This is a genomic window from Burkholderia sp. BCC1993, from assembly GCF_905339865.1.
In the GTDB taxonomy this organism is placed as follows: Bacteria; Pseudomonadota; Gammaproteobacteria; order Burkholderiales; family Burkholderiaceae; genus Burkholderia.
Genome location: NZ_CAJPGZ010000010.1, coordinates 182,111 through 200,827, shown reverse-complemented (window position 1 = coordinate 200,827; position 18,717 = coordinate 182,111). Strand labels below are relative to the sequence as shown.

Here is an 18,717-nt window from a genome sequence, read left to right as displayed (position 1 = left end):
TTGGCCGCGCATTCTTGAATCTGAATCAACTATGATTCGCGCCGGCTCCCGCTTATCAAGCGGGCGCTGCGGCACTATCGTGACGGTTCTGAAACCGTCACCGATTCCCGACCATGAAGACCACCCTCGACGAGATGCTCGCATTCGTGACCATCGCCGATACCGGCTCGTTGACGGGGGCGGCGGACAAGCTCCACCAACCGACGTCGGTGATGAGCCGGATCCTGCGGCGTCTCGAGGAAAAGCTCGACACGACGCTGATCCGCCGCACGACGCGCCGGCTCGAAGTGACGGAAGAGGGCAAGCTGTTCCTCGAATACGCACGCGAGATCATCGCGTCGGTCGAATTCGCCGAGGAACAGCTCGTCAGCCAGCGCGAGAAGCCGGCCGGGCGGTTGCGCATCAACGCGGCGATGCCGTTCATGCAGCACGTGATCGCGCCGATGATGCCGGGCTTTCGCGAAGCGTTTCCGGCAATCGCAGCCGAACTGCATACCAGCGACGAAATCATCGACCTGCTCGAACAGCGCACCGACGTCGCGATCCGGATCGGCGAGCTGCGCGATTCGACGCTGCACGCGCGCAAGCTCGGCAGCAGCCGGCTGCGCATTCTCGCGAGCCCTGCGTACCTGGAGAAGGCCGGCGTGCCGACGCGCGTGGCCGATCTCGCGAACCATACGCTGCTCGGCTTCGTGCAGCCCGAAACGCTGAACCACTGGCCGCTGCGCACCGCGGACGGCGACGTATACCGAATCCATCCCGCGCTGCAGGCGTCGAGCGGCGAGACGCTGCTGACGCTCGCGCTGAACGGCGCGGGCATCGTGTGCCTCGCCGATTACATGACGGGCACCCATCGCCGCGACGGCAGCCTCGTCGAAGTGCTGGTCGACGACACGACCGAATTTCGCCAGCCGATTCATGCGGTCTACTATCGCAACGCGACGCTGTCGTCGCGCATCGTCAGTTTTCTGGACTACTTGAGCGCACAGCTGAAGGAAGGCGGCGATATCGACTGAAGGGGTGCGCAAACCGCCGCTCGTCTCGTGCGAAGGGCGACGTGTTCGATCGATATCGGGCACGTCGCCCTTTTTTCATGGCGACCGACGCGACCGACGCGACCGATGCGACCGATGCGACCGACGCGACCGACGCGACCGACGCGACCGACGCGACCGATGCGCCGCACCAGCCGCATCGCACCAACCCGACTATTGCCCGAGCGCGGTCATCAGCCTCACCTGCGCGAGCATCTCGTCGGTGCGCGCCTGCGCGAGCGAATCCTCGGCCGCGAGCAGCGAGCGCTGCACCTCCAGCGTGTCGATGAACGCCGATTCGCCGCTGCGCCACGACCGGTTGATCTGCGTATAGGCATCGCGCGCATTCGACGCCGCGCGTTCGAGGCGCTCGGTCCGGCTGTGATCGCGGGCGGTTGCCGCCAGCGACGTTTCGACGTCGCTGACCGCGCCGAGCACGGTCGAGCGATAGGCGGCGACGGCCTGATCGGCCTGCGCGCGTCGCAACGCGACGATGCTGCGGCGCCGTCCGCCGTCGAACAGCGGCGCGCTCGCGCCGGCGCCGGCCATCCAGGCGAGCGAACGCGCGAGCGTCGCGCCGGAGAAGCCGTCGACGGCCGCGCCGATCACGCCGATCAGCTGCAGGTGCGGCTTGAGATCGGCTTCGGCCACGCCGATGCGCGCATACGCGGCGACGACCCGCGCTTCGGCGGCGCGCACGTCGGGCCGGCGGCGCAGCAGGTCGGCCGGCGTGCCGATGCCCGGCGCCGCTGCCGTCCACACCGGCCCCGGCGCGGGCGGATCGAGTTGCGCATAGACGTCCTGCGGCGTCGCCGCGGTGATGATCGACAAGCGGTGAATCGCGGCCTGCCGCTGCAACTGCAGCGCGGGCAACTCGGCGAGCGTGGTTTCCGCCTGCGCGGCGGCGCGATCGACGTCGGCGATCGGCACGACGCCCGCGTCGAACAGGCGCCGCGTCGATGCCTCGGTGCCGCGCTGACTTTCTGCGTTCTGCTCCACCAGCGCGAGCCGCTGCTCGAGCCCGCGCACCGTCACGTAGGTGCGCACGGCTTCGTCGATCGTCGCGATCCGCACGGCGGCCGCGTCGTTCTGCGCGGACGCGATGTCGGCGTCCGCGGCCGACACGCCCTGGCGGATGCGCCCGAAGATGTCGATTTCCCATGCCACGCTCGCATTCAGGCCGAACGCATTGCCGGTCGTCGACGTATCGGTCGGGAACGCCTGCGACGCGGACAACCGCCGGCGGCCGGCATCCGCATTCAGGTCGAGCGACGGGAACCACTGCGACGCGGCGCCGATCCGTACCGCGCGGGCCGCGTCGATTCGCGCGACCGCCGCCTTCAGGTCGAGGTTGTTGGCGAGCGCGCGATCGACCAGCCGGTCGAGAATCGGATCGTGAAAGCCGTGCCACCACGCGTCGGTCGCGGCGGCGGGGCCGCCGGCGGCGAGCTCCGCGTTCGCGTAGGTCGCGGCGAGCGGTGGCGGGGCGACGGTGGCGACCGGCGCGCTCGTGCACGCGGTCAGGACGGCCGCCGCGGACAGCGCGGCCACGAGTCGGATGAATTTCATTGCACCACCTCCGCGGCCGCCGCCGCGACGCCGGACCTGCGCGTCGCGAGCCGGCGGACCAGCACATAGAACACAGGCGTGAACAGCAGCCCGAAGAACGTCACGCCGATCATCCCGAAGAACACGGCCGCGCCGACCGCCTGGCGCATTTCCGCGCCGGCGCCTTCGGAGATCACGAGCGGCAGCACGCCGAGAATGAACGCGAGCGACGTCATCACGATCGGGCGCAGCCGCTGCACGCACGCGTCGACCACCGCGTCGACCAGCTCCCTGCCGTCGGCCTCGAGCTGCCGCGCGACCTCGACGATCAGGATCGCGTTCTTCGCGGCGAGCCCGACCAGCACGATGAAGCCGATCTGCGTGAGGATGTTCACGTCCTGGCCGAGCGCGCGCACGCCGAGCGATGCGGCCAGCAGGCACATCGGCACGATCAGCAGGATCGACACCGGCAGGCTCCAGCTGCCGTACTGCGCGGCGAGCACCAGATAGACGAGCAGCACGCACAGCGGGAACACGAGCAGCCCCGTGTTGCCGGCCGTGGTCTGCTGGTACGACAAGTCGGTCCATTCGAACGAGATGCCCGGCGGCAGCACCTGCTTCGCGAGCGTCTCCATCGTCTTGATCGCAAAGCCGGAACCGAGCCCGGGTGCGGTATCGCCGTTGATCTCGGTGGCCGGATACAGGTTGTAGCGCGGTGCGCGATCGACGCCGAGCGTGTCGTCGATGCGCGTGACGCTGCCGATCGGCACCATGTCGCCGTCGCGGTTGCGCACCTTCAGGCGCCCGAGGTCGGATGCCGCCACGCGGAACGGCAGGTCGGCCTGCGCGGTGACGCGATAGGTGCGCCCGACGATGTTGAAGTCGTTGATGTAGGTCGAGCCGAAATACGTTTCGACCGCATCGTTGATCTCCTGGCTCGGCACGCCGAGCATCTCCGCCTTCTCGCGATCGAGTTCGACGTGAACCTGCGGACTCGTCGCCGAGTAGGGCGTGTAGACGCCGACCATGCCGGGCGTGCGGTTCGCGGCTTCGACGAGATCCTGCGTTGCCTTCGCGAGCGCGGCCGTGCCGAGGCCGTTGCGGTCTTCGAGCCGCATCGCGAAGCCGCCCGTGCTGCCGAGGCCCTGCACCGGCGGCGGCATCGCGACGACGATCGACGCTTCGGTGATGCCCGCGAGGCGCTTGCGCAGCTCGGCCGCGATCGTGTCGATGGTCAGGCCCTGCGCCTTGCGTTCGGGCCAGGGCTTGAACACCGGGAACAGGCCGGCGCTGTTCGCCGAGTTCGTGCCGGTGGCCGCGTTGACGCCGGAGAACACCGGCACGCGCGCGACGCCCGGCACCGACAGCGCGATGTCCTCGATCTTGCGCGCGACCGCGCTCGTGCGTTCGAGCGTCGCGCCGTCGGGCGTGCGCACCAGCACGACCAGGTAGCCGCGATCCTGCGCGGGAATGAAGCCCTTCGGGCTCGATACCAGCAGATAGCCGGTCGCCGCGATCAGCACGACGTACAGCACGCTCATCGCGGGGATGATCCGCACGAGCTTCCTGACCAGCGCGCCGTAGGCGTCGGACACGCGCTGGAACACGCGGTTGAATGCATCCGCGAAACACTGCACCGCGCGCGTGAGCGGCGCGAGCAGCGCGGCCGTGCGCGACGTCGACGCCGGCGCATCGTGCGCGTGGTCGTGCGCCTTCAGCATCATCGCGGACAGCGCGGGCGCGAGCGTCACCGACGTGAAGAACGAGATCGCGGTCGACACGGCGATCGTCACGCCGAACTGGCGGAAGAACTGGCCGGAGATGCCCGGAATGAACGAGGTCGGCACGAACACCGCGCACAGCACCAGCGTGATCGCGAACAGCGCGCCGCCGACTTCCTTCATCGTCAGCAGCGTCGCATCGCGCGGCGCGGCGCCGGCCGCCAGGTGCCGCTCGACGTTCTCGACCACGACGATCGCGTTGTCGACGACGATCCCCACCGCGAGCACGAGGCCGAACAGCGTCAGGTTGTTGATCGAGTAGCCGAGCACGGCCATCGCCGCGAACGTGCCGACCAGCGACACCGGAATCGACAGGATCGGGATGATCGACGGCCGCCAGCCCTGCAGGAACAGCAGCACGACGAACACCACGAGCACGACGGCCTCGTAGATGGTCTTCACGAGTTCGTGGATGCTGTCGCCGATGAACGCGGTCGGGTTGTAGCCGATGTTGTAGACGATGCCCTTCGGGAACGCCTTGCCGAGCTCGGTCATTTTCTTCTCGACCGCGTCCATCGTCGCGACCGCGTTCGCGCCGGGCTGCTGCAGCACCTGCAGCGCGATGGTCGGGTGGCGCAGCATGTAGCTGTCGGTCGCGTACGCGAGCGCGCCGACCTCGATGCGCGCGACGTCCTTCAGCCGCACGAGACGCCCGTCCTGCCCCTGCTTGACGACGATGTCGCTGAAATCCTCGGGCCGCTTCAGGCGCCCTTCGAAGATCAGGTTCGGCTGGAACGCCTGGTTCGTGATCGGTGCTTGCGCGACCACGCCGCCCGCGAGCTGCGTGTTCTGCGCGCGCACCGCGGCGATGAGGTCGTGCGGGCTCAGGCCGAACGACGCGACGCGTTCCGGGTCGAGCCAGATGCGCATCGAGTATTCGCGCGCGCCGAGCGGGTTGATGTCGCCGACGCCGTCGATCCGCTTCAGCACGTCGGCGACGTTGCGGATCGCGTAGTTCGACACGTACAGCGGATCGTAGCGCTGGTCCGGCGAGTAGATGAAGATCGTGCCGAGCTGCGTCGGCGACGACTTGCGGACCGACACGCCGCTGCGCTGCACGGGCTCGGGCAGGCGCGGCGTCGCGAGGGCGACGCGGTTCTGCACCAGCACCTGCGCCTTGTCGACGTCGGTGCCGGGCTTGAACGTCGCGGTGATGTTCAGGCTGCCGTCGGAGGTCGCCTGGCTGTACATGTACAGCATGTCCTCGACACCGTTTACTTCGAGTTCGATCGGCGTCGACACCGTTTGCGACACGGTTTCCGCGGACGCACCCGGGTAGCTCGCCTGGATCACGACGGTCGGCGGCGCGATGTCCGGGTACTCGGACACCGCGAGCGAGAAATAGGCCAGCGCGCCGGCGATGGTCAGCACGATCGACAGGACGATCGCGAGCACCGGCTGCTGGACGGACAGGCGGCCGAGGTTCATTGCGCGCTCCCGGTCGCGGTGCTGGACGAAGCAGTTGCGTTCGCAACTTTTGCCGAAATCGGCGCATCTGTCGCATTCACCATCTGCGCCGCATCGATCGCGCGCGGCACCGCGTTGACCTGGTCGCCGGCCTGCACGCGCTGGAAGCCGTCGACGATCACGCGGTCGCCGGCCTTCAGCCCCGCATCGATTTCGCGCAGGTTGCCGAACAGGCGGCCGGGGGTCACCGGGCGCACCGACACAGTGCCGTTCGCGTCGACGAAATACAGCACGCGGCGCGTCGCGTCGGTCGCGACGGCCGAATCCGGCACGAGCAGCGCCGCGTGCGCGACGCGGCTCGACAGCGACACGCGGCCGAACTGGCCGGGGCTCAGGCGTCCATCCGGATTCGCGACGCGCGCGCGCTGGCGCAGCGTGCCGGTCGAATTGTCGAGGCGGTTGTCGACGAAATCCATCGTGCCCGACAGCGACGGCTTCACGTCGCCCGGCAGCGCGATCGCCACCTGTCGCGACGACGCGCTGCCGCCGTGTTGCGCGGCTTCGCGCGTGTAGCGCAGGTAGCTTTCCTCGTCGACGTCGAAGTAGATGTCGATCGGGTCCTGCGACACGATCGTCGTCAGCACCGTGGCTTCGCTGTCGCCGCCCTTCACGAGGTTGCCCTCGCTGACGCGCTTGCGGCTGATGCGCCCCGACATCGGCGCGACGATGCGCGTGAACGACAGGTCGAGCCGCGCGCGTTCGAGCGCGCCTTGGGCGCTCGTCACGTCGGCCTGCGCGCTTTGCACGGCCTGGCGGCGCTGGTCGTACAGGCTCTGCGCGATGGTGTCGGTCTTGATCAGGACGCTGGCCCGCTCGAAATCCTGCCGGCTCAGCTTCAGTTGCGACTGCGCGCGTTCGAGCGTGCCTTGCGCGGCCGTCACCGCTGCCTGGTACGGGCGCGGATCGATGACGAACAGCAGGTCGCCTTTCTTCACGGTCGCGCCGTCCTGGAACGCGACGCGTTCGAGATAGCCGCTCACGCGCGGGCGCACGTCGACCGTGTCGACCGCTTCGAAGCGGCCCGTGTAGACGTCGACGTCGTTCACGTTGCGCGCGACGGGCGCGCTGACGATCACGTTCGGCTTCGGGGTCGGCGCGGTGTCGTCCGAGCGGCAGCCCGTCAACGCGAGCAATGCGGCGAGCGGAAGGGCGGCCAGCACGGCCGGTCGCGCGAAGCGCTTCAATCCTGGGTAGCTGTTCATGTTCTTCGCTGTATCGAATGACGCGCACGGCGCCGGATGGTGCGCAGTATCGTGCGTGGCGCGCGATGGATAAACGGACGCGGCGTCATAAGAACTTGTACTGCGCAGTCACGAATCGCGCGGTGCGGCGACGATGCGCGGGGCAGGGGCGTAAGGCGGGGAGCGGCGCGACGACGCGCGGCCCGAACGCCTGTTCAGGCGATTCGGGCCGGCGATGCGGAGGGGACGGACGAGCGGGGGCGCGTGGCGGGCAAGGTGCTCGCGCGCGCGTCGATGCCGCTCAATGACCGCGATAGATCGCGTCGCGGCCGTTGGTCGTCAGTGCGCGGCCGGATGCGCTGGTGCTGGTGCCTGCGCTGCCGTAGCCGGTCGTGTCGGCGGCCGGTGCGGTGATCGGGGCTGCGTTCGCTGCCGCTTGCGCGACGGCGTTTTCACGCACGCGCTTTTCGGCGGCGAGGATCGCGACCGGATACTGGTTGTGGTCCAGTGCCGGCGTATAGCCGACGGCCGCGAGGCGGGCCATTTCGGCCTTCACTTCGGCGCGGGTCAGCGGGTGGTCATGCTGCTGCGCGAACGAAACGGCCGGCGTGGCGATGATCAGTGCGGCAAGCGTGGAAGAAACGAGCGTTTTCATCATGGGTACCTATCGGGTCGAGTGAATCGCAACCACGTCGTCGTCGTTGCGAGTGCTGCCAATATAGGTATCCTGACGCCGCGGAAAAACGGGCCGCCGGTGAAATCATTCTTGATCCGGAATCACGAATCGGCGGTCGATGCAAACGATCGGGCCCGCACCCGGCGGCCGGCCGGTCACGCGCGCCCCATGATCCGCGTGCCGAGCGAGATACCGAGCGCGGACAGCGACGCATTGGCCGCGAGCTGCGCGGCTTCCCAGCGTGACAGCGCGGCGTCGAACGCGTTGGCGGGCACGCCGCCGCGCAGCGCCTCGGCAAGACCGACCGCGTTCTCCGCCGCTTTCGCGACACCGGCGGCCGTATGCGGCCGCACGAGGCAGGCCGCGTCGCCGAGCAGGACGGCCCGGCCGAACGCCATGCGCTCGACCGCGAGATCGAGGATCGCCTGTGCGAACGGCGCCTGTGTCGCGTCGACGAGCGCGGCGAGCGTCGGTGCGAGCATCCGGCGGCCGGCATTCACGAGTTCGACGCGGTTGTCGTCGCGCATCGCGCCGGGCGGCAGCGAACCGTCGCGCTGCGTGCCGTCCTGCCCGAGAAACAGCGACGGCAGGCGATCCGGCGCGAGCCGCCGGTACCAGACCCAATTCACGCGCCGCTTGCCGGGCGCGATCGCGCCGTCGCGGCCGGGCACCAGATAGGTCAGGAACAGATGGGCGTCGCCTTGCTGGAACGTGAAGCGGTCACGCAGCAGCTGCAGCACCGTGTCGGGAAGCAGGTGCTCGTCGACGAGCCCGCGCCACGCGACATACCCCGCGTACGCGGGCCGCGCATCGGGCAGCAGCTGCGCGCGGACGGCCGAGCGGCCGCCGTCGGCACCGACCAGCAGGTCGGCCTGCTCGACGCGGCCGTCCGAGAAACGCGCGATCACGCGCGCGCCGTCCTGCTCGAACCGGTCGAACGCGACGCCGGCGTGCAGGACGTCGGCGGGCAGCGCGCGCTTCAGCGCCGTGTAGATCACGTTCCAGGCGGTCTGCGTCTGCGGCATGGACAAGCGTTGCACAATCCGGTCGTGCGCGTCGACGTAGATCCGGTCGCCCGAATCGACGCCCGCATCGCGCGGCACCGGCACGCCGCCGAACGCGAACGCGCGCTCGATCGGCGGCTGCAGCACGATGCCGCCGCCGCGGCTGTCGAGATCGTTCGGCGATTGCTCGAAGACCTTGACGCGCCATCCGGCCGCACGCAGCGCGGTGGCTGTGAACAGTCCCCCCACCGATCCGCCGACGACGATCGCCGACGGGCCCGAAACGTCGCTCATGATTTCTTTCCCCCGATGATTCGCCGCACGCGGCGGTTCAACCTTCCCAGTGCTCGAGGAAGTCGAGCAGCAACGCGTTCACGCGCTCCGGCTGTTCTTCCTGCGGCAGATGCCCGCACCGCGCGATCGGCTCGGCGCGCAGGTTCGTCGCCATGCTCTCCCACACGGATTTCATGTCGAACAGCTTGCCGACCGCGTAGAAATCCTCGCCCCAGATGGCCATGGTCGGGCACGCGATCAGGACGTCGGCGTCGACGAGATCCTGCTTTACGTCCTCCGCGTTCGCGCGATAGTCGGCCAGCGCGCCGCGCACGGCGCCCGGGTGCCGGTACGCACGCACGTACGTGTCGAACGCGTCGCCGGAGATCGCGTGCGGGTTGTAGCACCAGTCGGAGAAGAAGTGGCTCAGCCACTCAGCTTCCTTGCCGGCGATCAGCGCCTCGGGCAGGTCGGGCACCTGATGGAACAGGAAGAACCAGTACGCGCGCGCCGTTTGCGCGGTCATGTTCTGCGCGACGATGCGCGTCGGCACGTTGTCCATCACGACGAGCCGGTCGACGCGCTCGGGGAAGTCCTTCGAGAAGCGCGTCGCGACACGCGCGCCGCGATCGTGGCCGACGAGCGCGATGCGGCCGATGCCGAGCGCATCGAGCAGCCCGGCTACGTCACGCGCCATGTTGCGCTTGTCGTAGCCGGCGGCCGGCTTGTCGGTTTCGCCATAGCCGCGCAGGTCGGGCGCGATCACGCGGTAGCGCCGCGCGAGCGCCGGGATCTGGAAGCGCCACGCGAAGCTGGTTTCCGGGAAGCCGTGCAGCAGCACGACGACCGGCCCGCTGCCGGCATCGATGTAGTGCTGGCGGATGCCGTTCGCGGTGACGGTGTGATGCGTGATCGAAGGCGCGTCGTGGCTCATGGGGTGGTCCCTGTCCGGTTCGGTGTGCGCGCAGCCGGAGGCGGGCGCAGATGCCGTTCGAGGATAGGCGAAGCGATCGGCGCGCCGGATAAATTGTTCTGAAATCGTCTGGCGGCGCGCGGCGCGGCCGGCGTTCTACGCATCATGGCGATCAGGTCGCGGCCCGGTGGCCTGCGTCCTTTGAGCATCGCGTGAAGCGTGCCGCACACCGCACACCGCACACCGCACACCGCGTGCCGACGCAGGCGCCCGCGCCCGCGCCCGCGCGTGCGAATGCCGGATCTCGATTCGACCGTCGGCGAGCGCCGCGCCGGATTACGCGCGCCGGCGGCGCCGGCCGCCCGCGCCGGACGCGAGCTGCTTCAGCGTCGCGGGGGTGCCGTGGAGAAACGCGTCGACCAGCCGCGCGATTTCGGTGTCGAGATCGTCGGGCACCGGCAGGCCGTAGACCCACTTGCGGACGCCGAAATAGAAGATGCTCGCGTGCAGGCTCCAGACCAGTTCGATTTCCGCGTTGCGCTGCGCCTCGGTCGCCGGCGTCGCGATGTCGTATTCGTGCCGCAGCTCGCGCAGCACCGGCAGGAACACGCGTTCGCGCAGCCGCGACAGGTAGCGCGTGTTGAAACCCTCGCGGCTGAGCCCCGCGAAGATGAAGGTGCGGATCCATTCGCGCCGCAGGATGGTTTGCGCGTACGCGCGATAGAACGTGACGAGCCGTTCCTGCAGCGGGACCGTGCGATCCGCGATCAGTTTTTCCCAGTCGGAGTTCCACGTGTAGATCTCGTCGTACACGCGGTCGATCAGCGCTTCCTTGCTCGGGAAGTACCGGTACAAGAGCGGCTGGGTGACGCCGATCTGCCGCGCAAGCTCGCGCGTGCTGCCGGAAAAGCCGTGCGTCGCGAAGTGCTCGATCGCCTTCTCGACGATCTGCCGCTCGCGCGCTTCCGGCGCGAGCCGGCGGCCCGGCGTGACGGCGTTGCCGTCGGCGTCCGTCCCGCGCTCGCGGGCCGGCGTGCTGCGTTTTCTTTCGGTCATGCATCGGCTCCTGATGGCGCGCTTAAGCTATCGATCGAAAAATAGCACGTTCGGGGGCGCGAATCCGGTTCGCGGCGCGGCTTTCGACGTGACGCGCGCGGTGGTCCGCGCCGCGCCGCCCCGGCCATCCCGTCGGGCGCGCGAGCGGCATTTTCAGAAAAATTCAGCGGCGCCGCCATGACATTAAGACGCGCGTTGACTAGTCTTGCCTTCGAACCGCCGCATGGGCCGGACGCCAGTCGGCGCACCGGGCCATGCGGCGCAACCGGAGCGGAACATGCGTGATCAGATCTCGCCGGACGCAGGCATCACGTGCGCCGGCGCAACCGTCGCCATCCAGGGGGCCGGGTCATGCCGACGCAGCCGGTAACCGCGGCCGCGGCGCCCGACCACGTGCGCGGCGAGGACGTGTTTCTCGCGTCGATCGCCGGCTACGTCGACACGCTCGGCTTCGTCGCGCTGTTCGGCCTGTTCACCGCGCACGTCACCGGCAACTTCATCCTGATCGGCTCGGGGCTGGCCGGCGTCGGGCAAGGGCTCGTGATCAAGTGGCTCGCATTCCCGGCCTTCATCGCCGGCATCGTCGGCGCGCGCGTGCTCGACCACCGGATGCGTTCGCTCGGCCACGGCCCGCGCGCGCGTTCGCTGTATGCACTGCAGGCCGTGCTGCTGGCCGGGTTCATGCTGGCCGGCGTGATGGCGTCGCCGATCGCGGATGCCGACGCGCCGCGCACGATCCTGTGCGGCCTGCTCGGCGCCGCGGCGATGGGCGTCCAGAACGCGCACGGCCGGCTGACGGCACGCTCGGTCGTCGCCAACACGGTGATGACGGGCAACGTCACGCAGGCGGTGATCGATGCATTCGACTGGCTCGTGCCGCTCGCCGCGCCGGCCGAACGCGAAGCCGCGCGCGTGCGGCTGCGGCGCACGCTGCCGCCGGTCGCGGGCTTCGCGCTCGGGGCCGGCGCGGGGGCCGCAGCCTATGTATCCGCCGCGTTCTGGGCGCTGGCGTTGCCGCTCGCGGCCTTGTGCTTCCTGGCCTACCGATCCGGCCGGCCCGACGGCGGGCCGGCGTCACGCTGAATCCGCGCGCGGCGTACGGCCGCGCTTGTCACTTTCAAGGAGATTTCGATGATTGCACTGAAGTTGCGACAGGTATTGCGGATGATGGCCGCATCGACGGCCATGTTCGGCGCATTGCTGGCGAATGCGCCGGCCCACGCGGACGAGACGCGTCTGCTCGGGACCTCGTCCGCGCAGGTGCCGGCCGTCGCGGTCGGCCCGCAATACGATACGACGCACGTGTGCGTCGCGCCGGAAGACTTCGACCGCTTCACCGACAGCTTCGTCGCGACGTTCGGCGGCAAGAAGTCGCAGCAGGGCGTGTTCCAGGTCACGCCGACGCCGAGCCAGACGATGTCGCAGCTCGTGCTGACGCCGGTCGGCACGATCTCGGTGTTCGGCTTCAAGACGCCGATCCCGTATCCGTTCTGCGAGGAGCGCACCGGCTATCTCGTCACCGACATGGACGTCGCGATGAAATCGGCGCGCGCGCACGGCGCGGACGTGGTCGTCGACACGTTCCCCGATCCGATCGGCCGCGACGCGATCATCCGCTGGCCGGGCGGCGTGAACATGCAGCTGTACTGGCACACCCAGGCGCCGCACTACGACCCGCTGCAGACGGTGCCGGAAAACCGCGTGTACGTGTCGCCGGAAAGCGCGAGCAAGCTGGTGCACGACTTCGTCGCGTTCTCGCGCGGCAAGGTCGTGTCCGACGTGCGCAAGGCGCCGGGCATCGAGATCGGCCGGCCGAACGACACGTATCGCCGCATCCGCATCGAATCGGGCTTCGGCAAGATGACGGTGCTGGCCACGGACGGCCGTCTGCCGTATCCGTTCGGGCGCGAAATGACGGGCTACGAAGTGCCGGACCTCGCCGCCACGCTGGAGAAGGCCAAGGCCGCAGGCGTGACCGTGCTGGTGCCGAGCTTCTCGTCGGACGGGCGCGATGCGGCGCTCGTGCAGTTCCCGGGCGGCTACGTCGCCGAGATCCACGCGCGGTCGAAGTGATGGGACGGCGGGCGATGAGGTGGGCGTGGCGGGGCGTGCTGCCGGCCGCCGTGCTGGCGGGCGGCGTCGCGACGTACGCCGGGACGGCGGACGCTGCCGAGGACACCGCGGCGCCGGCCTCGGCCGCCGGCACGACGTGCACCGCGAAGCGGCCCGCGGTGCTGTTCAACCGCTGGCAGGAAGACTGGTCGGTGCTCGCGAATCCGTGCGTGCCGCGCAAGCCGCTCGACGGGCTGAAGTACATCCCGCTCGGCGGCGACCCGTCGACCTACCTGTCGCTCGGCGCGAACCTGCGCGAGCGTTTCGAGCTGAACAACGCGCCGCTGTTCGGGCTCGGCGCCGCGCACGACGACAACTACGTGATCCAGCGCGCGACGGTGCACGCGGATCTGCGCTATGCCGGGCATTTCCAGGCGTTCGTCCAGTTCGTCGATGCGCGGCCGTTCGGCAAGGACACGGTCGGCACGGTGGACAAGGATCAGCTCGACATCGAGCAGGCGTTCGTCGCGTATGTCGATCAGCTGGGTGGCGGCACGTTCAAGGCGCGGATCGGCCGGCAGGAAATGGCGTACGACCTGCAGCGGTTCGTGTCGGTGCGGGACGGCCCGAACGTTCGTCAGGCATTCGACGCGCTGTGGGCGGATTACGAAATCGGCAACTGGCGGCTGATCGGCTATGTGACGCGTCCGGTGCAATATCGCAACGACGCGGTGTTCGACGACGTGTCGAACCGGCACCTGAGATTCGACGGCGTGCGGATCGAGCACAACGCGGTGGGGCCGGGCGAACTGTCGGCCTACTGGTCACGCTATACGCGCGACAACGCGCGCTATCTCGCCGGCGCCGGCACCGAGCGGCGCGACGTGTTCGACATGCGCTACGCGGGCAAGTCTTCCGGGTTCGACTGGGACGCCGAGGCGATGCTGCAGACCGGCCACATCGGCCAGGACACGATCGGCGCATGGGCGTTCGGCGCGCTCGGCGGCTACACGTTCGCGAAAGCGCCGGGCACGCCGCGCATTGGCATCCAGGTCGACGGCGCGTCGGGCGACAAGCATCCCGGCGACGGGCGCATGGGCACGTTCAATCCGCTGTTCCCGAACGGCTATTACTTCACGCTCGCCGGCTACACGGGCTACAGCAACCTGATTCACGTGAAGCCGTCGCTGACGTTCAAGCCGGCCGGCAACGTGACGGTGCTGACCGCGGTCGGTTTCCAGTGGCGCCAGACGACCGCCGACGCGATCTACGGGCAGGGGATGCAGGCGGTGCCCGGCACGGCCGGCAAGGGCGGCGCGCGCACGGGCATGTATGCGCAGGCGCGCGTCGACTGGCTCGTCAATGCGAACGTGGCGCTGGCGGTCGAGGCCGTGCATTTCCAGGTCGCCGATTCGATTCGCGCGCTCGGCGCGCGCAATGCCGACTACGTCGGCATGGAGGCGAAGTTCGGCTGGTAACGCGGCAAGCCGCGCGGCTCACGGCTGGGCGCGGGCCAGCGCCTCGACGAAATCGATGAACGCGGTGACGCGCTTCGAGCCGCGCTGATTCGGCAGGTACAGCGCGGTCACGACCGAGCGCGCCGCATCGGGTGTGACGTCGTACGCTTCGAACAGCCTGCGCAGGCGGCCCGACTGGACATCGGCATCGACGAGCCAGTCGGGCAGCAGCGCGATGCCGGCGCCGTCGAGCACGGCCTCGCGCAATACTTCGCTGTGGTTCGATTTCAGGCGCCCGGCGACCAGCACCCGCGTCGTGCCGTGCGCATCGGCGAACGACCACGCCTGCTGGTCGCCGCCGAAGTGAAAGCGCACGCACGCGTGATCGACCAGTTCGCCCGGCGTTACCGGCGTGCCGTGCGCGTCGAGATAGTCGTGGCTCGCGACGACATAGCGCTGGAACGTCGCGAGCTGCCGTGCGACGACCTCCGCGGAAGGCGCCGCTTCGCCGAGCCGGATCGCGACGTCGATCCGGCCGGCGACGAGATCGACGCGTTCGTCGGTGAGCTGCAGGTCGAGGTCGAGTTTCGGACGGCGCGCGAGGAAGGCCGCGACATGCGGCGCGATGCGGCGCACGCCGTACGCGACCGGCACCGACACGCGCAGCGGCCCGGACGGCTCGTCGCCGCGATCGGCGACGAGCGCGTCGGCTTCCGCGAGTTCCTCGAGCAGCCGCTTCGCGCGCGCGTAGTAGACCGAGCCGGCATCCGACAGCGTGACCTGGCGCGTCGTGCGGTTCAGCAGCGCGGTGCCGAGCGATGCCTCGAGCGCATCCACCGCGCGCACCACCGACGAGGCCGCGAGATCGAGACGCCGTCCCGCGCTCGAGAAGCCGCCGGCTTCCGCCACTTCCACGAACGCGCGCAGCGCGGAGAATTTGTCCATGTCGTTGACCTTGTACGTCGGTGTCGTTGTGCGTGCCGCAACGATGCGTTGCGTGCCGCTCGCATTCTATCGCCGGTCGGCAAGCGCTATCTTCCGGACTGCAATCAACAGGAGAGCGCAATGCATGCCGTCGAAGTCACTGTCACCTACGATCTCATCTGCCCGTGGTGCTGGATCGCCGAGCGCAGGCTCGCGGAGGCGATCGACGAAGCCGGGCCGGCCGGCAACGTGAGCGTCCGGTTCGTGCCGTTCGAACTGAACCCGACGATGCCGGCCGGCGGCATGGACCGCAAGGCGTACCGCAGCGCGAAGTTCGGCAGCTGGGCGCGCTCGCAGGCGCTCGACGCGCATGTGGCCGATGCCGGCCGCGCGGCGGGCATCGTGTTCGATCATGCGCGCATCGCGCGTACGCCGAACACCCGGCTCGCGCACCGGCTCGTCTGGTTCGCGCAACAACGCGGCAGCGCGGTCGCGCTCGTCGATGCGCTGTTCGCCGCGTATTTCCGCGACGGCCGCGATATCGGCGATGCGGACGTGCTCGTCGAGATCGCGATCGGCGCCGGCTTGCCGGGCGATACGGTGCGGGCGTTCCTCGCATCCGGCGAAGGGCTCGACGCGGTGATCGCGCTCGAAGCCGACGCGGTGCGCGACGGTATCGCGTCGGTGCCGTCGACGCGCATCGGATCCACCGTCGTCAGCGGCGCGCAGCCGGCCGCCGTGTTTCGCGGCGCGTTGCTGGCCGCGCAGCGCGCGCATGACGCGGCAGCCTGACGCGGTGCCCTGAAGCCCGGCCGGCGCCGGTCCGGCCCGGCCCGGCTTCAGAACGTTTCATGTCCGCCTCAGGACAAGGGCGCGAGCGGCCGGTAGGCTCGATGTCGCGCGTACAGGCCCGGCCGACCGTCGGACCGGCAAGCGTCGCGCGACGTCGATACGCAACCGGGGGATCGGACATGAACTCACTGAAGCGGCGCATGCGCGCGCTGCGCGCGGGCGGCGTGCTGCTCGTCGTGTGGTACGTCGGCCTGCTCGCATCGGTCGCATCGGTCGCATCGGTCGCATCGGCCGCGTCGGTCGCCTCGGCGGCATCGGTCACATCGGTCACATCGACCGCATTCGCCGGCCAGCCGGGCGGCGGCAGCCAGCCGCCGGGTTTCTACCGGCAGACGCTCGGCGGCCTGCAGGTCGTCGCGCTGTCCGACGGCACACATCCGTTTCCGGTCGACACGGTGTTCCGCGGCGTGTCGAAGGACGAGATCCGGCGCGATCTCGACCGCGCCTTTCTCGAGCCGCCGGTACAGGGGTCGATCAATGCGTTCCTGGTCGACACGGGATCGCGGCGGATTCTCGTCGATACGGGCGCCGGCGTGCTGTACGGCGACTGCTGCGGCAAGCTGCTCGACAACCTGCGCGCGGCCGGCTACGTGCCGGAGCAGATCGACGAGGTGCTGCTCACGCACCTGCACAAGGATCATGTCGGCGGCATCGTGTCGAACGGCCGGATGACCTTTCCGAACGCGATCGTGCGCGTGAACGCGCTCGAAGCGGACTACTGGCTCGACCCGGACCACAAGGCGCAGGCACCGGCGTTCCTCGCGTCGTTTTTCGATGCAGCGGCCGCGTCGGTCGCGCCGTATGTCGCGGCCGGCCGCTTCAGGACGTTTCGGGGCGAAGCGACGCTCGCGCCCGGCATCCGTGCGGTGCCGATGCCCGGCCATACGCCGGGCCATACGGCCTATCTGATCGAGAGCGGCGGTGCCGGGTTGCTCGCGTGGGGCGACATCGTGCACGTCGCGGCGATCCAGTTGCAGGATCCGGATGCGACCGTCCAGTACGACAGCGATGCCGATGCGGCGCGCCGCACGCGGCGCGACGTGCTCACGCGAGTGGCCGGCCGGCGCTATCTGGTCGGCGCCGCGCACATCGCGTTTCCCGGGCTCGGGCACTTGCGCAGGGACGGGGAGCGGTACGACTGGGTGCCGGTCAACTACGACGCGACGCCGCTGCGCTGACCGGATGACGTGCGCGACGGCGTCAGCGCGTCATGCCGCGCCGCCATGCGCCGGGCGGATGGCCGACGATGCGCGCGAAGATGCGGTTCAGGTGGCTCTGGTCGGCGAAACCGCAGACGGCCGCGATTTCCGCGAGCGTCATGTCGGTCGTCTCGATCAGATGGCGGGCCCGGATCACGCGCTGCTCGAGCAGCCATTGATGCGGCGTGCGCCCCGTCGTGCGCGAGAACGCACGGATGAAATAGCCGCGCGACAGATCGCATTCGCTCGCGACTTCCTCGATCGATACGCCGAGGTTCGCCTTTTCCATCAGCAGTTCCTTCGCGAGCGCCGTCTTGGCCGGCGACAGCAGGCCCTTGCGCTGCAGGTCGCGCGCCTGCGCATTGCCGTAGCGGCCGGCGAGATGCGCGCCGATCGCGACCCCCATCTGCTCGACGAACAGCGTGTTCAGCGCGCCCGGCACGTCGAGGCTGTCGGCGACCGCATGCGCGAGATGGCCGAGCACCGGGTCCTGCACGTCGGGCGCGCAGGTCAGGCCGCCGATCGCCGTGCCGTCGTGTTCGCGGCCGAGGTGGTCGAGATAGCTGTGCGACAGCTCGATCAGCACGAAATCGAACTTGCCGTAAAGGTCGGCGCGGAAATTCCGGGAAAAGTCGCGAATGTAGATCGAGTCGTGCTGGAACCGCCGCTCGGATTTGCCGGTGCCGCCATAGATCGTGCGCCGGTGGCCGCCGTTCAGCGACACGCCGATCAGGAAGCCGCGATCGCTGGCGGCCATCTCGATGCGCTCGAATTGTTCGTCGCGCATGCATTTGCGGTGGAGCGTCAGGCCGCCCACCGACCGTTCGATATCCTTGGACAACAGGCTCGACACGCATCCGAGCGTATCTTTCGGCGGCGCCGCTGGCACCGCGGCGAAAGGATCTGACATGACGGAACGTCCTTCAATGGGGGTACGGCATACGAGCAGTTTTACGTGCAAGTTTATACGGCGCACGCGCCCGGCCCAGCATAACTTGAATAAATGTCCGCTTGCCGATGAAAAAATCGCCGTCCGGCCGAGCGCCGGCGCCGACGCTCGACCTGCTGGCGGAAGTGACAGGTCGAACGATATCGCCCCATTTATATCCGCGCGGCCCGCGTTTCCGCCGCGGGCCGAGGCGGCGGGCGCCAGTGCATTTTCGTTCAAGATTTTTATTGATACGGCGTTTAGACTCGGGCCACTTTTTGAGACTTTGCGCCCGCCTGCCTTGCAGCCGGGCGCGGACTCCCGCCCCGGTGAACCGCGTGTTCACATGGCGGTCATCGTGGGGAACCTGGA

15 protein-coding genes are annotated in these 18,717 nt (G+C 69.0%); 6 read left to right on the top strand and 9 right to left on the bottom strand.

Translation table 11 applies throughout. From position 1 onward, the window contains the following. Window positions 1-113 precede the first annotated feature (113 nt). Window positions 114-1,016 carry a LysR substrate-binding domain-containing protein gene (locus U4Y91_RS18590; protein ID WP_321806271.1) on the top strand — a complete coding sequence of 301 codons (903 nt, stop codon included), beginning with the start codon at window positions 114-116 and terminating at the stop codon, window positions 1,014-1,016. A gap of 192 nt (window positions 1,017-1,208) precedes the next feature. Here the strand turns inward: U4Y91_RS18590 and U4Y91_RS18585 are convergent, their stop codons facing one another. From U4Y91_RS18585 to U4Y91_RS18555, 7 genes are all read right to left on the bottom strand, one after another. After that, window positions 1,209-2,603 (bottom strand): efflux transporter outer membrane subunit, encoded by a 1,395-nt coding sequence (locus tag U4Y91_RS18585; protein WP_321806270.1) that lies wholly within the window; start codon window positions 2,601-2,603, stop codon window positions 1,209-1,211. Further along, window positions 2,600-5,791 carry a multidrug efflux RND transporter permease subunit gene (locus tag U4Y91_RS18580; RefSeq protein WP_321806269.1) on the bottom strand — a complete coding sequence of 1,064 codons (3,192 nt, stop codon included), beginning with the start codon at window positions 5,789-5,791 and terminating at the stop codon, window positions 2,600-2,602. Before U4Y91_RS18580 ends, U4Y91_RS18585 begins: the two co-directional genes overlap by 4 nt. Beyond that, window positions 5,788-7,032 carry an efflux RND transporter periplasmic adaptor subunit gene (locus U4Y91_RS18575; protein WP_321806268.1) on the bottom strand — a complete coding sequence of 415 codons (1,245 nt, stop codon included), beginning with the start codon at window positions 7,030-7,032 and terminating at the stop codon, window positions 5,788-5,790. The genes U4Y91_RS18580 and U4Y91_RS18575 overlap by 4 nt, the downstream gene beginning before the upstream one ends. Window positions 7,033-7,312: 280 nt before the next feature. After that, on the bottom strand, window positions 7,313-7,669 hold the full coding sequence (locus U4Y91_RS18570) for a DUF4148 domain-containing protein (RefSeq protein WP_321806267.1): 357 nt from the start codon (window positions 7,667-7,669) through the stop codon (window positions 7,313-7,315). Between the two features lie 173 nt (window positions 7,670-7,842). After that, window positions 7,843-8,985 carry an FAD binding domain-containing protein gene (locus tag U4Y91_RS18565; protein WP_321806266.1) on the bottom strand — a complete coding sequence of 381 codons (1,143 nt, stop codon included), beginning with the start codon at window positions 8,983-8,985 and terminating at the stop codon, window positions 7,843-7,845. Between the two features lie 37 nt (window positions 8,986-9,022). Beyond that, window positions 9,023-9,898 (bottom strand): alpha/beta hydrolase, encoded by an 876-nt coding sequence (locus tag U4Y91_RS18560; RefSeq protein WP_321806265.1) that lies wholly within the window; start codon window positions 9,896-9,898, stop codon window positions 9,023-9,025. 315 nt (window positions 9,899-10,213) lie between these two features. After that, a complete protein-coding gene (locus U4Y91_RS18555) occupies window positions 10,214-10,933 on the bottom strand; it encodes a TetR/AcrR family transcriptional regulator (RefSeq protein ID WP_321806264.1) in 720 nt (239 codons plus the stop codon). A 351-nt stretch (window positions 10,934-11,284) separates the two neighbouring features. Between U4Y91_RS18555 and U4Y91_RS18550 the strand changes: the two genes are divergently transcribed. From U4Y91_RS18550 to U4Y91_RS18540, 3 genes are read left to right on the top strand one after another with little or no spacing between them, the layout of a single operon-like run. Next, window positions 11,285-12,016: a YoaK family protein gene (locus U4Y91_RS18550; RefSeq protein WP_321806263.1), complete on the top strand. Its 732-nt coding sequence runs from the start codon at window positions 11,285-11,287 to the stop codon at window positions 12,014-12,016. A gap of 48 nt (window positions 12,017-12,064) precedes the next feature. After that, window positions 12,065-13,006, top strand: a complete 942-nt coding sequence (locus U4Y91_RS18545; protein WP_321806262.1) for a glyoxalase — start codon at window positions 12,065-12,067, stop codon at window positions 13,004-13,006. A gap of 14 nt (window positions 13,007-13,020) precedes the next feature. Continuing rightward, entirely contained in the window at window positions 13,021-14,463 is a 1,443-nt protein-coding gene (locus tag U4Y91_RS18540; protein WP_321806261.1) for an alginate export family protein, read from the top strand. An 18-nt stretch (window positions 14,464-14,481) separates the two neighbouring features. Here U4Y91_RS18540 and U4Y91_RS18535 read toward each other — a convergent pair whose 3' ends face one another. After that, window positions 14,482-15,387 (bottom strand): LysR family transcriptional regulator, encoded by a 906-nt coding sequence (locus U4Y91_RS18535; protein ID WP_321806260.1) that lies wholly within the window; start codon window positions 15,385-15,387, stop codon window positions 14,482-14,484. 120 nt (window positions 15,388-15,507) lie between these two features. Between U4Y91_RS18535 and U4Y91_RS18530 the strand changes: the two genes are divergently transcribed. Together U4Y91_RS18530 and U4Y91_RS18525 are read left to right on the top strand one after the other, a co-directional pair. After that, the gene (locus U4Y91_RS18530) at window positions 15,508-16,158 is read left to right on the top strand and encodes a DsbA family oxidoreductase (protein WP_321806259.1); all 651 of its coding nucleotides are present in this window, start codon (window positions 15,508-15,510) and stop codon (window positions 16,156-16,158) included. 200 nt (window positions 16,159-16,358) lie between these two features. Continuing rightward, window positions 16,359-17,396 (top strand): MBL fold metallo-hydrolase, encoded by a 1,038-nt coding sequence (locus U4Y91_RS18525; RefSeq protein WP_415750479.1) that lies wholly within the window; start codon window positions 16,359-16,361, stop codon window positions 17,394-17,396. A gap of 22 nt (window positions 17,397-17,418) precedes the next feature. On the opposite strand, the gene U4Y91_RS18520 is transcribed toward U4Y91_RS18525, so the two are convergent. Continuing rightward, the gene (locus tag U4Y91_RS18520) at window positions 17,419-18,327 is read right to left on the bottom strand and encodes an AraC family transcriptional regulator (protein ID WP_321806257.1); all 909 of its coding nucleotides are present in this window, start codon (window positions 18,325-18,327) and stop codon (window positions 17,419-17,421) included. Window positions 18,328-18,717 lie beyond the last annotated feature (390 nt).

Excerpts from the sequence above, each read along its gene's own strand:
- U4Y91_RS18590 (WP_321806271.1), top strand. The coding sequence starts at position 114 with ATGAAGACCACCCTCGACGAGATGCTCGCATTCGTGACCATCGCCGAT.
- U4Y91_RS18585 (WP_321806270.1), bottom strand. The coding sequence starts at position 2,603 with ATGAAATTCATCCGACTCGTGGCCGCGCTGTCCGCGGCGGCCGTCCTG.
- U4Y91_RS18580 (WP_321806269.1), bottom strand. The coding sequence starts at position 5,791 with ATGAACCTCGGCCGCCTGTCCGTCCAGCAGCCGGTGCTCGCGATCGTC.
- U4Y91_RS18575 (WP_321806268.1), bottom strand. The coding sequence starts at position 7,032 with ATGAACAGCTACCCAGGATTGAAGCGCTTCGCGCGACCGGCCGTGCTG.
- U4Y91_RS18570 (WP_321806267.1), bottom strand. The coding sequence starts at position 7,669 with ATGATGAAAACGCTCGTTTCTTCCACGCTTGCCGCACTGATCATCGCC.
- U4Y91_RS18565 (WP_321806266.1), bottom strand. The coding sequence starts at position 8,985 with ATGAGCGACGTTTCGGGCCCGTCGGCGATCGTCGTCGGCGGATCGGTG.
- U4Y91_RS18560 (WP_321806265.1), bottom strand. The coding sequence starts at position 9,898 with ATGAGCCACGACGCGCCTTCGATCACGCATCACACCGTCACCGCGAAC.
- U4Y91_RS18555 (WP_321806264.1), bottom strand. The coding sequence starts at position 10,933 with ATGACCGAAAGAAAACGCAGCACGCCGGCCCGCGAGCGCGGGACGGAC.
- U4Y91_RS18550 (WP_321806263.1), top strand. The coding sequence starts at position 11,285 with ATGCCGACGCAGCCGGTAACCGCGGCCGCGGCGCCCGACCACGTGCGC.
- U4Y91_RS18545 (WP_321806262.1), top strand. The coding sequence starts at position 12,065 with ATGATTGCACTGAAGTTGCGACAGGTATTGCGGATGATGGCCGCATCG.
- U4Y91_RS18540 (WP_321806261.1), top strand. The coding sequence starts at position 13,021 with ATGAGGTGGGCGTGGCGGGGCGTGCTGCCGGCCGCCGTGCTGGCGGGC.
- U4Y91_RS18535 (WP_321806260.1), bottom strand. The coding sequence starts at position 15,387 with ATGGACAAATTCTCCGCGCTGCGCGCGTTCGTGGAAGTGGCGGAAGCC.
- U4Y91_RS18530 (WP_321806259.1), top strand. The coding sequence starts at position 15,508 with ATGCATGCCGTCGAAGTCACTGTCACCTACGATCTCATCTGCCCGTGG.
- U4Y91_RS18525 (WP_415750479.1), top strand. The coding sequence starts at position 16,359 with ATGCGCGCGCTGCGCGCGGGCGGCGTGCTGCTCGTCGTGTGGTACGTC.
- U4Y91_RS18520 (WP_321806257.1), bottom strand. The coding sequence starts at position 18,327 with ATGTCAGATCCTTTCGCCGCGGTGCCAGCGGCGCCGCCGAAAGATACG.